The following is a 13,244-nucleotide window of genomic DNA, read 5'->3' as shown; positions in this document are numbered from 1 at the left end:
GGGCGCCGTGTTTTTAACAATCTTTTGAGTAAATAAACATCAATGATTAAGTACGGGGCACGCGAACCCGTGAACACATGTCACGTGACAACACGGACGACGCTGCGGACCGACTCAGCCGCCGCCACTACGTGGCCGGCGCCGGCACCCTCGCGACCGTGGGTATCGCCGGCTGCTCCGGCGGCGACGGCGGCGACGGGTCCGACGGCGACGACGGTTCGGACGGCTCTGACGGCGACGACGGTTCGGACGGCTCCGACGGCGACGACGGCGGGAGCGGACTGGAGATCGTCCACTGGTGGACCGCGGGCGGCGAGGAGGAGGCGTACAACGCGCTCCTCGACGGCTTCAGCGAGGAGTATCCTGACGTGGAGATCACCGACAACCCGGCGCCCGGCGGCGCCGGCTCCGCGATCGACACCGTGATCCAGAACCGCGTCATCGACGGCGACCCGCCGAGCACGTTCCAGATCTGGCCCGGGCAGGCGCTCACGCCGTACACGGACGAAGACCTCTTAGAGGACATCGGGGACTCCGTGTGGGACGACGAGATGCGCGACGCCTACCGCGGCGGGATCCGCGACCTCTCCCAGCCCGGCGGGAACCTCGTGGCGGTCCCGATCAACATCCACCGGCTGAACAACCTGTTTTACAACGTCTCCGTGGTCGAGGACGCGGGCGTGGACCCGAGCGACATCGAGGACCCGGCGGGACTGCTCGACGCCTTCGAGACGGTCGACGCGGAGACGGACGCCACGCCGCTCGTCCACCAGACGCAGACGCCGTGGTCGTCCCTCCAGCTGTGGGAGAACATCTTCATCGGTCAACAGAGCGTCGACGACTACCAGACCCTCATCGACGGCGACGTCTCCGGGCTGGAAGACGGGATTCGCTCCGCGCTTGAGCTGCTCGCCGACTACCTGGAGTACATCCCCGAGGACGCCGGCTCGATCAGCTGGGACCAGGGGAACGACGACCTGATCGCCGGCGACGCCGCGTTCCTCCACCAGGGCGACTGGGCGGCCGGGCAGTACGGCGGCGCCGACGACTTCGAGTTCGGCGACGACTGGGACATGGTTCCGTTCCCGGGAACCGAAGGGGTGTACCACTCGGTCATCGACTCGTTCGTCTACCCGACGAACAACCCCTCGCCGGAGGCGACCGAGCAGTTCCTCAACTACGCGGGCACCGTCGACGCACAGGAGCGGTTCAACCCGATCAAGGGGTCGATCCCGCCGCGGACCGACGTGCCGATGGACGAGTTCGGCGACTTCCTCACCCGGCAGTTCGAGGACTTCCAGGACTCGGACGACCAGCCACCGACAATCGCCCACGGCACGGCGGTCGCGCCGGGCATCCACTCCGCGCTCGACGAGACGTTCTCCAACTTCAACGGCGACCCCGACGTCGACGCGGCGTACGAGGGCATCCGCGACGCCTTCTGACCGCGATGTCTTCGCGGATTTTCGACGCGCTGACGCGGACCACCGACGGGTCATCGGCGGCTGATCCGGACGCGACGGATGCGAGGGGTGCGACGGACGCCACGGCCGCGCCCGACAGCCAGCCACGGGTGCGAACCGATGGCGGCGCCGTCGTCGGTGCTGACGGCGACGACGCGTCGTCGGAAAACGCGACCGGCACGTCGCTTCTCACCCGGCTCCGCCGGAACCGGTTCCTCGAGTCGCTCCCGTTCTGGGGGCCGCCGGGGCTGCTCGTGCTGTTCTTCGTGTACGGCGCCATCGGGTGGAACTTCGTCATCTCGCTGACGAGCTGGGAGGGGCTCGGCACCCCTGACTACTCGTCACTGTCGGCCGACATGTACGTCCGGCTGCTCACGGACGGGTCGTTCCACGCCGCGTTCCGGAACACCCTCGTGCTGCTGTTCGTGTTCACGATCCTCTCTCTGATCCTCGGGCTGCTCCTCGCGATCCTCGTCGACCAGGACATCCGGGCCGAGAACACGTTCCGGACGATCTACCTGCTGCCGATGAGCCTCTCGTTCGTCGTCACGGCGATCTTCTGGTCGTGGGTGTACAACCCGAGCACCGGGCTGATCAACGTGGCGCTCCGGGGCGTCGGTCTCGACGGGTTCACCCAGGCGTGGATCTCGGATCCGCGGTTCAAGCTGGCGGCGATCATCTTCGCGCTGATGTGGCAGTTCTCCGGCTACTGCATGGTCGTCTACCTCGCCGGGCTCCGCGCGATCCCGAACGAACAGTACGAGGCGGCGCGCATCGACGGCGCCTCGACGCTCCGGCTGTACTGGCGCGTGATCGTTCCGCAGCTCCGGGCCTCGACGATGTCGGCCGCGGTCGTCCTCGTCGTGTTCGCGCTGAAGGCGTTCGACTTCCTGTTCGTGTTGTTCGGCGTCAACCCCGGCCGGTCCGCGGACATCCTCTCGGTGATGATGTACCGGGTCGCCTTCGACAGGATCGAGTGGGCGTACGGCTCCGCCGTCGCGATGGTGCTGTTCGCCATGGCGCTCGGCGTGATCGGCCCGTACCTCTTCGTTCAGTACCGGCGGGGTGAGCTATGAGCGCGACAGACCGACTTCGCGCGACGGCCTCGGAGCTCGACCGCTCCCGGGTCGCGCTGTACGCGGTGCTGCTGGCGATGGTCGCGTTCTACCTCGCGCCGCTCGAGTCCGGGCTGACGACGGCGTTCAAGACCCCGGAGGGCTTCCGGACGACGACGCCGTTCGCGCTCCCGCCGATCGGGGAGTTCACCCTCTCCGCGTGGGGGACGGCGTTCGAGCGGCTCTCGACCGGACTGTTGAACAGCGCGATGATGGCGGTGCCGGCGACGGTGCTGTCGGCGCTGTTCGGATCGCTCGCGGCCTACGGCCTGACGAACCTCAGCTGGCGCGGGCAGGTCGGCGTCCTGATGCTGTTCGTCGCCGGCGTGTTCATCCCGTACCAGGCGGTGCTGGTGCCGCTGACGCAGTTCTGGTCGTTCGTCGACCTCGCCGGGCGGATCCCGCTCGGCGCCGTCGACGACTACGAGGGGCTGATCAACCTGAGCATCACGCACGTCGCGTACGGGATCCCGATCTGCACCGTCCTCTTCCGGTCGTACTACGCGACGATCGACGGCGAGATGCTGGAGGCGGCGCGACTGGACGGCGCCTCGGCGGCGACGATCTACCGCCGCATCGTGTTGCCGCTGTCGGTGCCGATCTTCGCGGTGACGCTCATCTACCAGTTCACGCAGATCTGGAACGACCTCCTGTTCGCCATCGTCCTGGTCAGCGACCCGTCCAACCAGGTCGTGACGGTCGCGTTGAACCAGCTCAAGGGGTCGTTCGTCCAGCAGTTCAACCTCCAGATGGCGGGGGCGTTCGTCGCGGCGTTACCGACGCTCGTCGTGTACGTCCTCTTCGGAGAACAGTTCGCGAAAGGCGTCGCAGGTGACTCATAATGGCACAACTCGAACTCGACTCGGTGACGAAACGGTTCGGCGAGGGGGACGGCTCCGTCCTCGCCGTAGACGACGTGGACGTCGACATCGCGGACGGGGAGTTCCTCGTCCTCGTCGGCCCCTCCGGCTGCGGGAAGTCCACGACCCTCCGGATGATCGCCGGGCTCGAATCGATCACGGACGGGGAGATCAGGCTCGCGGGCGAGCGGATGAACGAGCAGGCGCCCGCCGAGCGGGACATCGCGATGGTGTTCCAGAGCTACGCGCTCTACCCGCACATGACCGTTCGGCAGAACATGCGGTTCGGACTGGAGGAGTCGACCGACCTCGACGAGGACGTGATGGACGAGCGCGTCGAGGCGACGGCCGCGCTGCTCGACATCACCGAGCTGCTCGACCGCAAGCCCGGAGCGCTCTCGGGCGGTCAGCGACAGCGCGTCGCGCTCGGCCGCGCCATCGTGCGCGAGCCGAAGGCGTTCCTGATGGACGAGCCGCTCAGCAACCTGGACGCAAAGCTTCGCTCGCAGATGCGCACGGAGCTCCAACAGCTCCAGGCGGATCTGGACACGACCACCGTCTACGTCACTCACGACCAGACGGAGGCGATGACGATGGGCGACCGGATCGCCATCCTCGACGCCGGGGAGCTCCAGCAGGTTGCGACGCCGCTGGAGGCGTACCACCGCCCGGCGAACCGGTTCGTCGCCGGCTTCATCGGAGAGCCGTCGATGAACTTCGTCGACTGCACGGTCGACGGGCCCTCGCTCGTCGACGGCGCGTTCCGCTACCCGCTCGCCGACGAGGCCGCGTCCGCGGTCGCCGACAGCGCGACCGTGACGCTCGGGATCCGGCCCGAGGACGTCGTCGTCGAGGCAAGTGTCGGCGGCGACGGAGACGACGCGGCGGCCGTCGGCGAGCACGCCTACGTCGCCACCGTCGACGTCGTCGAGCCGATGGGCGACGAGAACGTCGTCCACCTCACGCTGGCGGACGGGCCGGAGCTGGTGGCGACGGTCGACGGGCTCCGACAGATCGAAAGCGGCGCTGACGTGGTCGTTCGCGTCCCGGAGAGCGCGATCCACGTGTTCGACGGGGAGTCCGGGGACGCGCTCCACAGCCGCTCGCTCGACGCCGCCGACCTGAACGAGACGCGGGTGTAGCTCCCATCAGAGCCTCCGACGCTTCCGTCAGAGCCCCCGACGCTCCCACGCTCGACCGGTCGCGGTCCCCACCGCGGCCGCGGCGACGACCTCCGCGTAGAAGACGACGAAGAACCCGAGAGCGACGGCGTTGAGCGCGTCGTACGCCGCGAACGTCATCCCGAGCCCGCCGGCCGCGAGCAGCACCGCGACGAGGTAGCCGGCGTCGCGGGTCGCCGCGCCGACCAGCGTCGCGTCGACCGCCGCGCGGAGCGAGCGCTCGCGGGCGACGGCGACGAGTGCGGCCGGGAGCGGGTAACAGAGCGCGAACGCCAGCAGCGTCGAGACGGTCGTGCCGACGATGAAAAAGAGGCCGTCGGTCGCGCCGGTCGGGTCGATCCCCTCCAGTGGTCCGCCGAGCGTCACGGTCAGGAGGGCGACCGGTATCGTCAGATATCCGACGACCGTCGCGGCCAGCCGGAGCCCGTCCCGGAGCAGGGGACCGAGCGGTCGCCAGTCGGGGCGTTCGGCGGTCTCGTGCGGCTCCGCGGCCGCGGTCGCGACGAGCACCCGCGCGAGGTAGCCCGCGACCGCGACGAGCGGGGCGAGGGGGAGCCAGACGGCGAGCAGGTGGAGCCCGCCGCCCACGACGAGCGCGTCGAGGCGCGGCGACCCGCGGACCGGATACGCCAGGAGGCTCGGGATCACGCGGTGACCACTCCGCGGGTCGGTTCGCGAGTCACTGCCCGATCACTCCCGGATCCGTTCGACCTCGCGCCGGATCCCCTCGCGGACCCGGTCGCCGACGCCGTCGTCCGAAGGGTCGACGGTCTCGGCGTCTTCGGTCTCCAGCAGGCGGTCGAGCTTCCGCTCGAACTCCCGCTCGTCGATCTCGCCGCGGGCGTAGCGCTCTCGGAGGGCGTCGAGCGCGGGATCGGCCTCGCTCGCGTCGGCGTCGCCCCTCCCGTCGCGCTCGGGCAGCGGCCGCGTCAGCGTGTGGAGTACGGGGAGGACGACGAACAGTCCGACGAACCAGACCAGCGGGAGGGTCCACCAGAGCCCGGTGACGAGCGGGGCGACGACCCCGCCGCCGACGACGAGGAGCGCGAACACCCGTCGCCAGCGGTGGCGGAGGTTCCACGCGATCCGTGCGGGGAGCCCGGTCATGCTCGGGTCGACGACTGCGAGGCGGAAATCGGTTTCGTCGCGGGACGGAGACGGGACTCGCGGGGCGCGCGCCCGCTGCGTCGCTCACCTCATCTCACTTCACCTCACCTCACGTCGACGAGGAGGCGGTCGCCTGGCTCGACGTCGTTGCGCTCGCTCCACCCCCGCGGCACTTCCAGCACGTACCGCCCGGCGCCGCGGTACCGCGTGAAGGGGCGCGACTCCGGCTCCGCCTCGTGGACCTCCGTCACCGTGCCGTTCGACGCGACGAAGACGATATCGATCGGGAACGCCATGTCCCGCATCACGTAGGCGCGCTCGCCGTCGTCTTCGTGGACGAACAGCATCCCCTCGCCGTCGTCGAGCTCGTCGGTCGCGGAGAGCCCGACGTACTGTTTCAGATACCCGTCGGCGACGCGCGCCTCGACGGTCGCGAGCGACTCGCCGGTCTCGCCGTCGACGGCCTCGACGGTCGTCGTCTCGTAGCCGGCGATCAGGAGGGCCGGGTTCGTCGCGACGGCCGCGACCGCGACGAGGACGAGCAGCGCGAGGCCGGCGGCGACCCCGACGAGTCGGCGGTTCACGGTCGGGGCTCGCGCCGGAGACAGAAACCGTTTTCCGCTCCCGGCGGGTTCGAACCGGTGAGGGCTCGTGGTCTAGCTGGTTATGACGCGGCCTTTACAAGGCTGAGATCGGCGGTTCGAACCCGCCCGAGCCCACTGTTGCTGTCGCGAGCACCGTCGCGAGCGACAGCAACGTGCGTGTTTGAGGGCGCGGTTCGACCTCACCGCGCGGTCCAGCCGCCGTCGGCCGCCAGCGTCTCGCCGGTGACGAAGCTCGCGGCGTCGCTGGCCAGGAACGCGACCGGTCCGGCGACCTCGATCGGGTCGGCGAAGCGGTCGAGCGGCGTCCGGTCGAGGATCGACCGCCGGAGTCGCTCGTTCTCCCGGAGCGCCTCGGTGAGATCGGTGGCGACGTAGCCCGGAGCGACCGCGTTCACGCGCACCTCGGGCGCCCAGTCGATCGCGGCGCTCTTCGTGAGCCCGACGAGCCCGTGCTTCGAGGCGACGTACGGGTGCTGTCTCGGGAGTCCGACCTCGCCCGCGACGCTGGCAACGTTGACGACGCTCCCCCCGGACTCCTTCAGGTGCGGGCCGGCCGCGCGGAGCGTCCGGAACGCACCCCGCAGGTTCACGTCGAGCACGTCGTCGACCGCGCCCGCGTCGACCTCCGTGGGATCGCCGAGCGCGCCGTCGGGGTTGAACCCCGCGTTGTTGACGAGGACGTCAAGCGATCCGAACGCGTCGACGGTCTCCGCGACGGGCGCCTCGACGTCGCCGTCGTCGGTCACGTCCGCGGCGATCCCCCGCGCTTCGGCGCCGAGCTCGCGGATATCGGCGGCGACCGCCTCGACCTCGGACGCCGTCCGCGCCGCCGGGACGACCGTCGCGCCGGCCGCCGCCATCCCGAGCGCGACCGCCCGACCGATCCCGCGGCCGCCGCCCGTGACGACGGCGACCCGCCCCGAGAGGTCGGGGAGCGCGTCGGCGGGCGAGCCGGACCGGTCGCGTGTGCTCGCGGCCGCGTCGCTCTCGGTCATCGCGGCTCAGACCCCGAGCGCGTCCGCGAGGTCGTGGATCGACTCGACCGTGGCGTCCGGCTCGCCGTCGAACGGCTCCCAGGGGGTCCCCTTCCGGTCCACGCGCACCGCCTGCATCCCCGCGTGGGCGGCCCCCATCACGTCGAACCAGCCGGCCGTGACGTGGACGACCTCGTCGATCGGCGTGCCGGTCCGGGCGGCGCCGTGGCGGTACAGCGCCGCGGCCGGCTTGAACGTCTCCACCTCGTCGGCGCTTATCGTGTCGGCGACCAGGTCGCCGATATCGGCGTGTTCGACCATCGACTCGAGCATCTCCGGGTTCCCGTTCGAGAGCACGTACGTCTCGTACCCGCCCTCGCGCAGGCGCTCGATCCCCGATCGGACGTCGTCGAACACCTCCAGCTCGTGGTACACCGCAAGGATCTCGTCGCGCTCGCCCGGCTGGAGGTCGACGCCGTGCGCCTCCAGGGCGTACGTCAGCGCGTCGCGGTTCATCTCGTAGAACGGCTGGTAGGCGTCGATCGCGTTCGCGACGAACGTGTACGCCAGCGACCGCGACCGCCAGAGCCGCGACACCGGCTCGGGGTCTGTCACCCGGTCGTCCAGCGCGGCCTCGGCCGCCTCGACGTCGACGAGGGTGCTGTACGAGTCGAACGTCACCGTCTGGACGCGCTCGGGGTCGAACGACATTCGCGTGGGTCTTCGGCCGCCCTCGTCATCAGTCCCCGGGGTCGATCATCGGCTCGTCGCACGAAAACTCAACGCTTAACTATTCTCTGAGTATTCTTTTGGTATGGCTCGAGGCATATCCAAGGGAGACTACGACACGTCTCTCCTCGCATCCTCCGGGGAGCGCCGACTCACGATCGGAGACGATAGGCCGATCCGAATCAGCGCCGGCCACCGCATCCGCCACCACGACGGCAAGTGCTCGCGGCCGCACGGACACAACTACGAGATCACCGTCGAGGTGACGGGGACGCTCGGTGACGAGGGGTGGATCGTCGACAAAGGCGACGTGACCGACGTCATCGACGCGTGGGACCACCGCTTTCTCGTCGAAGACGGGGATCCGCTCGTCGAGGCGTTCGAGGCCTCGGGCGACGCCGACTCGCTCGTCGTCCTCGACCATCCGCCGACGGCGGAAGTGATGGGGGTGCTGCTAGAGGCCCGCATGCTCGATTCGTTTCCCGAGACCGTCTCGGACGTGTCGGTGACCGTCCGCGAGACCGGCGAGCTCTGTGCCACCTACTGATGCCGGTCGCGAGCGACCTCGACGAGCTGTCACGGGACGGCGAGGCGACGGACGGCGGCCTCCCGATCAACGAGGTGTTCTGCTCGCTCCAGGGCGAAGGAACCCTCGCAGGGGTCCCGTCGGTGTTCGTCAGGACGGCCGGCTGCAACCTCCGCTGTTGGTTCTGCGACTCGTATCACACCTCGTGGGAGCCGAGCGGCGCGTGGCTCGACGTCGAGGCCATCGCCGACGAGGTGCGGTCGTACGAACAGGCCGATCACGTGGTCCTCACCGGCGGCGAGCCGCTGATACACGAGGCGTCGGTGCGGCTGCTCGACGAACTCGCGGACTACGGGTATCACACCACCGTCGAGACAAACGGGACGATTCACCGGGACGCCGCGATCGATCTGGCGAGCATCAGCCCCAAGCTGGCGAGCAGCGTTCCGACGCCCGACCGCGACCCGAAGGGCGACGGCGAGTGGGCGCAGCGACACGAGGAGCGCCGGGTCGACGTGGACGCGCTCGCGGCGCTGGTCGACGACTACGAGATCCAGCTGAAGTTCGTCGTGACCGACGCCGACGATCTTCCGGAGATCGCCGACCTCGTCGACCGAGTGCGCGAGGCGTCGACGACGCGGGTTCGCGACGACGAGGTGTTGCTCATGCCCGAGGGGATGACGCGGGAGCGACTGGACCGTACCCGGAACGAGGTCGCCGAGCTTGCGATACAGTACGGCTACCGATACACGCCACGGCTTCACGTCGACCTCTGGAACGACTCGAAGGGAACCTGAGACGCGGCGAACACCTGAACCCGACATGCATCGATCCACCGTCATCGACGGTCGAACCGACGCGAAGCGGTGGTACAGAAAGACAACGGCGGTTTCCGAGCGATTTACATGAGCAAAGACGACCGCGCGGCGATTCTGGTATCGGGCGGCATGGACAGCGCAACGGCGGTGTACGAGGCGATCGAGCGCGGCTACGAGCCGTACTTCCTCCACACCTCGTACGGGCAGCGCACCGAGGACAAGGAGCACGCGTGCGCCGAGGCGCTCGCGGACGAGGTCGACGCGACGGAGTTCCTCCGCGTCGAGACGGGCCACCTCTCGGCGATCGGCGCGTCCAGCCTGACGGACGAGGAGATGGCCGTCGAGGACGCGAACATGGACAGCGAGGAGATCCCGACGTCGTACGTCCCGTTCCGGAACGCGAACCTCCTCTCGATGGCGACGTCGTACGCCGAGGCCACCGACTGCTCGGCGATCTTCATCGGCGCGCACTCCGAGGACTTCTCGGGGTACCCCGACTGCAGACCGGCCTTCTTCGAGGCGTTCCAGGCGGTGATCGACGCCGGCACGAAGCCGGAGACTGAGATCGAACTGGTCTCGCCGTTCGCCGAGTGGTCGAAGACGGAGATCGCAGAGCGCGGGCTAGAGCTCGGCGTGCCGTACGAGCTGACGTGGTCGTGCTATCGCGACGAGGAGCCGGCGTGTGGCACCTGTGACGCCTGTGCGTTCCGGCTGGAGGCGTTTCGACGGGCCGGCTCTCGCGACCCGATCGCGTACGCGGAGCGGCCGACGTTCGAGTGAACGCGAGCCTCGAACCGACCTTCGAACACGGCGGATCGGCGAGAGAACCGCTTATTATCCGACGCGCTCACGCACTCGCATGAACGAGGCGGCGGTGTTCGACCACGTCCTGACGGCGCTCGACGAGCGCAACTACGAGCCGCTGGTCCACGTCCCCGAGGCGCACGGCGACGCGTACGCGGACGTCCTCGATCGGTGCCGCCGCCACGAGATCACGATCCGGGGGCGGTATCCCGACGTGATCGGATTCACCGACGCGAACCGCGTGTTCGCGATCGAGGTGAAGGGATCGACGAACCTCCTGCGGGGAATCGGACAGGCACTGACGTACCAACAGGGCGCCCACGTGTCGTACCTGGCGGGCGACGGCGACGCCGTCGCGCCGCACGCGAACCTCCTTCGATCGAAAGGCGTCGGCGTCATCGAGGTCGAATCGGACGGGATCTCGTCGTGGAGCGCACCGCCGAGCGCGGAGTCGACCGAGGAGGTCGCGGACACGGAAGGCCAGCTGTCGCTCCGGCTCCGCGGGAACGAGTTCGGCGGCGACATCACGACCTTGAGCCTCGCACAGCCGCTCAACTACTTCGCGCCGGTCGTCGCGCTCGACCGGTACGGCCCCCTCGCTCGCGACGAGCTCGTCGACGCGATCGCCGACGAGTACGGCTTCGGCGCCGGCGACGAGGCCGTCGCGAGCGCACGCACCCTCGGACTGCTCGCGGCGGGATCGCCGTGCGAGCTGACGTCGCAGGGCGAGCTGGCGGCGACAGTGCTGCGAGGATACGGCATCGAGTCCCTCGACGACCTCCGACTGGCGAAAACGGACGTCGCGCGGCGTACCGTCGCCGAGGTCCATCCGCCGCTCGCGGTGCTCCTCCGCAACTCGTTCGCCAGACATCCCGAGTTCGGACTGCTGCTCGACGCGCTCCGCAAGGAAGTCCCCCGCGTCCACTTCCTCGATCTCCTCCGCCGTCTCGTCCACGAGTATCCGAACGTCTTCTTGAGCGCGTTCTGTACGACCCGAGGCGCCACGCGAGCCAGGAAGCTGATCGAGCGCGGCGAGACCGAGCGGCTCTATCGGGACTCGTCGGTGTGGCGGGACGTGATCCGTACCAACGTCCTCTTCAATTTCGTCCAGCAGCTGAAACACGTCGGCGTGCTCGCCCCGGAGACGCGCAGCCACAGCGGGCCGATACGCGAGTACGATCCCGACGAGAAGCCCTGGATCGTCGTCGAGGACGGGTAGGTTCGTGACATCGAACCGCGATACCGTCTCGGTTTCGTCGTCAGAAACTATGACGGGCGCGACGGGAGAAAAAGGCAAGTCGGAAAAGTTGGTGAGGATCTCAAGACAATCGCTGCGAGCGAGGTCGACATTCAAGAAGGTCGAACACAGATCAGTGAGGAGGTGAATGCGGGGTACGGACAGTAATATGCGTGTGACCGCTGAACGAAGAGTGGGATTGATCGGTCGAAGTGACAACTCGACGCACTCGACAAGCACGCTCGCGACCAGCTCATCTCTAAGCTCAAGACGTCGTCACCGTTCAACGACGAGACCAACGGACCACTTCGAACCGCTTACGGGAACGTCACACCGAAAGCTTCGGGTTGGACAGTTTCGCGTCCGATGCCGTGCTCATCGTGAACAACGAATTCTCTGTGTGGTCGAATTAGAACGCGTGGGGAAATGCGTGCAGAGGCGACGACTCAAAATTCGGTCGCGGTAACCTCGCCGTGAACTGTGGGAGAGGGTGACGACCTCGGGCCATTTTTTGGCTGTTTCACCGTAGTATAGAAAACACATATGAGAAACGTGATGTTCGTAGATACATACTACAAATTATATATTGGAACCCTATACAAAATGCCAGTACATGTCTCTGGGATTTCTACTTGAGTAATTGGCATCTATCGTACGTATCCAGAACCCGTCCACTCATCTTATAACTCGACCGACATGTATAAACGTAAACGATTACAATCGTTTTTTGACAGTGATTAGTCTATACGCCGGAACACATCTGAAATATCTCTAGTTCATTTTCTTATTATTGCTAATACAGGTAGTTCTACCCTATATTACAAATTTATGCAGATATAAACGTATAAAATCAACAAACGACATTGGATCTAGAATCCTACTGATAAGAAGATCTGCATCCGTTATTGTTTGTTCTACACTACCTCTTTGAATGCGTCGTGATCCTACATCCGACGGATCTGGATGCTCCTTCTGAACTCAGCATACCATATTAGAGCTAATACTGTATCCCTTCTCATCAAATACTAATGTAGTATTAGAAATTGATACATAGGTCAAAAAGTGAGGTACTATCTTCATCGAAGGTAACTGTAACACCTCTCAAATGTGGTTCAGATTTCTCATCCCATACGAAGACGGTGGTATCGACCGAGACCGTCGTTTTAACACGCCAACCTTGGGCGGAACTTGCTGTTGCCCGACTCAATTGAGGAATGGGCGGTGCCAGAACCTTCGATCAGTATCCTAGGTTAAGAGTGTAATTTACGAGGAGGACAACAAAGATGGCCGCTAGGAGTCCGGAAAGAGTCAGGAATGCGACAGCCCAGCCAACTGTATCGGCGAGAAACCCCGTCACCACCGACCCGAGTGAGCTAACAACTAGATAGACCGTTCGAACGAGGCCGAATCCCACTCCCTGTTCGCTCTCGGAAAGCTCGTCGACGATTCGAGGTTCAACTGTCACTGCCATCCCAAGGCCAGTACCGATCAAACTGATCGCTGCGACGATACCGACGAGACCAGGACCGACCACGAAGAGAGCCATCCCTGTCACGCTGGTGATCAAGCTGAAGCCTATTCCGATATCTCGCTCATAGGTGTCTGAGAGAGCGCCGAGAACCGGTTTGGTTACAGCCTGTACCACGAAGTACGACGAGAATACGAGGCCAGCCATCGTTGCCGACAGATCTCGGTGTTCGATGAGAAACGTTGGAAGAAACGATGCGACACCCTGCCAGACTAATGCACCCGAGGCAGCGATGACAACTGTGAAAGCGATCGTGGGGCGTGTGAGCAACTCGATTACCAGTCCAGTCTGTACTCG

14 protein-coding genes and 1 tRNA gene are annotated in these 13,244 nt (G+C 66.3%); 9 read left to right on the top strand and 6 right to left on the bottom strand.

What is annotated here, in order from left to right; translation table 11 throughout:
- Positions 1-77: 77 nt before the first annotated feature.
- From U4E84_RS08715 to U4E84_RS08700, 4 genes are read left to right on the top strand one after another with little or no spacing between them, the layout of a single operon-like run.
- Positions 78-1,445: an ABC transporter substrate-binding protein gene (locus U4E84_RS08715; RefSeq protein WP_322531709.1), complete on the top strand. Its 1,368-nt coding sequence runs from the start codon at positions 78-80 to the stop codon at positions 1,443-1,445.
- A gap of 5 nt (positions 1,446-1,450) precedes the next feature.
- Positions 1,451-2,539 (top strand): sugar ABC transporter permease, encoded by a 1,089-nt coding sequence (locus tag U4E84_RS08710; protein ID WP_322531708.1) that lies wholly within the window; start codon positions 1,451-1,453, stop codon positions 2,537-2,539.
- Positions 2,536-3,420, top strand: a complete 885-nt coding sequence (locus tag U4E84_RS08705) for a carbohydrate ABC transporter permease (RefSeq protein ID WP_322531707.1) — start codon at positions 2,536-2,538, stop codon at positions 3,418-3,420. The genes U4E84_RS08710 and U4E84_RS08705 overlap by 4 nt, the downstream gene beginning before the upstream one ends.
- On the top strand, positions 3,420-4,580 hold the full coding sequence (locus tag U4E84_RS08700; RefSeq protein WP_322531706.1) for an ABC transporter ATP-binding protein: 1,161 nt from the start codon (positions 3,420-3,422) through the stop codon (positions 4,578-4,580). The genes U4E84_RS08705 and U4E84_RS08700 overlap by 1 nt, the downstream gene beginning before the upstream one ends.
- A 27-nt stretch (positions 4,581-4,607) precedes the next feature.
- Here U4E84_RS08700 and U4E84_RS08695 read toward each other — a convergent pair whose 3' ends face one another.
- The 3 genes from U4E84_RS08695 to U4E84_RS08685 form a co-directional block, all read right to left on the bottom strand.
- Positions 4,608-5,267 carry a DUF4013 domain-containing protein gene (locus tag U4E84_RS08695; protein WP_322531705.1) on the bottom strand — a complete coding sequence of 220 codons (660 nt, stop codon included), beginning with the start codon at positions 5,265-5,267 and terminating at the stop codon, positions 4,608-4,610.
- A gap of 42 nt (positions 5,268-5,309) precedes the next feature.
- On the bottom strand, positions 5,310-5,726 hold the full coding sequence (locus U4E84_RS08690) for an SHOCT domain-containing protein (protein WP_322531704.1): 417 nt from the start codon (positions 5,724-5,726) through the stop codon (positions 5,310-5,312).
- A 104-nt stretch (positions 5,727-5,830) separates the two neighbouring features.
- Positions 5,831-6,310, bottom strand: coding sequence for a DUF192 domain-containing protein (locus U4E84_RS08685; protein WP_322531703.1), 480 nt, complete (start codon positions 6,308-6,310; stop codon positions 5,831-5,833).
- Between the two features lie 61 nt (positions 6,311-6,371).
- Between U4E84_RS08685 and U4E84_RS08680 the strand changes: the two genes are divergently transcribed.
- A tRNA-Val gene (locus tag U4E84_RS08680) sits at positions 6,372-6,445 on the top strand.
- A 65-nt stretch (positions 6,446-6,510) separates the two neighbouring features.
- Here U4E84_RS08680 and U4E84_RS08675 read toward each other — a convergent pair.
- Both U4E84_RS08675 and U4E84_RS08670 read right to left on the bottom strand, forming a co-directional pair.
- The gene (locus U4E84_RS08675) at positions 6,511-7,326 is read right to left on the bottom strand and encodes an SDR family NAD(P)-dependent oxidoreductase (RefSeq protein ID WP_322531702.1); all 816 of its coding nucleotides are present in this window, start codon (positions 7,324-7,326) and stop codon (positions 6,511-6,513) included.
- A 6-nt stretch (positions 7,327-7,332) separates the two neighbouring features.
- Positions 7,333-8,016, bottom strand: coding sequence for a haloacid dehalogenase type II (locus U4E84_RS08670; RefSeq protein WP_322531701.1), 684 nt, complete (start codon positions 8,014-8,016; stop codon positions 7,333-7,335).
- Positions 8,017-8,119: 103 nt separating this feature from the next.
- On the opposite strand from U4E84_RS08670, the gene U4E84_RS08665 reads away from it, so the two are divergent.
- The 4 genes from U4E84_RS08665 to U4E84_RS08650 all read left to right on the top strand — a co-directional run bounded on the left by U4E84_RS08665 (position 8,120) and on the right by U4E84_RS08650 (position 11,401).
- Positions 8,120-8,581, top strand: a complete 462-nt coding sequence (locus tag U4E84_RS08665; protein WP_322531700.1) for a 6-pyruvoyl tetrahydropterin synthase family protein — start codon at positions 8,120-8,122, stop codon at positions 8,579-8,581.
- Complete coding sequence (locus U4E84_RS08660; protein WP_322531699.1) at positions 8,581-9,357, top strand: 7-carboxy-7-deazaguanine synthase QueE; 777 nt, start codon at positions 8,581-8,583, stop codon at positions 9,355-9,357. Before U4E84_RS08665 ends, U4E84_RS08660 begins: the two co-directional genes overlap by 1 nt.
- A 108-nt stretch (positions 9,358-9,465) precedes the next feature.
- Positions 9,466-10,158, top strand: a complete 693-nt coding sequence (gene queC / locus U4E84_RS08655) for a 7-cyano-7-deazaguanine synthase QueC (protein WP_322531698.1) — start codon at positions 9,466-9,468, stop codon at positions 10,156-10,158.
- A 79-nt stretch (positions 10,159-10,237) separates the two neighbouring features.
- Complete coding sequence (locus U4E84_RS08650; RefSeq protein WP_322531697.1) at positions 10,238-11,401, top strand: hypothetical protein; 1,164 nt, start codon at positions 10,238-10,240, stop codon at positions 11,399-11,401.
- Between the two features lie 1,255 nt (positions 11,402-12,656).
- Here the strand turns inward: U4E84_RS08650 and U4E84_RS08645 are convergent.
- A partial coding sequence (locus tag U4E84_RS08645; RefSeq protein ID WP_322531696.1) for an MFS transporter occupies positions 12,657-13,244 on the bottom strand: 588 nt, incomplete at its 5' end.

The sequence above is a fragment of the Halorubrum sp. AD140 genome (assembly GCF_034497445.1).
In the GTDB taxonomy this organism is placed as follows: domain Archaea; phylum Halobacteriota; class Halobacteria; order Halobacteriales; family Haloferacaceae; genus Halorubrum.
The sequence above is the reverse complement of the archived record's forward strand: the minus strand, read 5'-3'. Positions and strand labels throughout refer to the sequence as shown.

Coding starts and splice junctions, on each gene's coding strand:
- U4E84_RS08710 (WP_322531708.1), top strand. CDS start 1,451: ATGTCTTCGCGGATTTTCGACGCGCTGACGCGGACCACCGACGGGTCA.
- U4E84_RS08715 (WP_322531709.1), top strand. CDS start 78: ATGTCACGTGACAACACGGACGACGCTGCGGACCGACTCAGCCGCCGC.
- U4E84_RS08665 (WP_322531700.1), top strand. CDS start 8,120: ATGGCTCGAGGCATATCCAAGGGAGACTACGACACGTCTCTCCTCGCA.
- U4E84_RS08705 (WP_322531707.1), top strand. CDS start 2,536: ATGAGCGCGACAGACCGACTTCGCGCGACGGCCTCGGAGCTCGACCGC.
- U4E84_RS08675 (WP_322531702.1), bottom strand. CDS start 7,326: ATGACCGAGAGCGACGCGGCCGCGAGCACACGCGACCGGTCCGGCTCG.
- U4E84_RS08700 (WP_322531706.1), top strand. CDS start 3,420: ATGGCACAACTCGAACTCGACTCGGTGACGAAACGGTTCGGCGAGGGG.
- U4E84_RS08660 (WP_322531699.1), top strand. CDS start 8,581: ATGCCGGTCGCGAGCGACCTCGACGAGCTGTCACGGGACGGCGAGGCG.
- U4E84_RS08690 (WP_322531704.1), bottom strand. CDS start 5,726: ATGACCGGGCTCCCCGCACGGATCGCGTGGAACCTCCGCCACCGCTGG.
- U4E84_RS08650 (WP_322531697.1), top strand. CDS start 10,238: ATGAACGAGGCGGCGGTGTTCGACCACGTCCTGACGGCGCTCGACGAG.
- U4E84_RS08670 (WP_322531701.1), bottom strand. CDS start 8,016: ATGTCGTTCGACCCCGAGCGCGTCCAGACGGTGACGTTCGACTCGTAC.
- queC (WP_322531698.1), top strand. CDS start 9,466: ATGAGCAAAGACGACCGCGCGGCGATTCTGGTATCGGGCGGCATGGAC.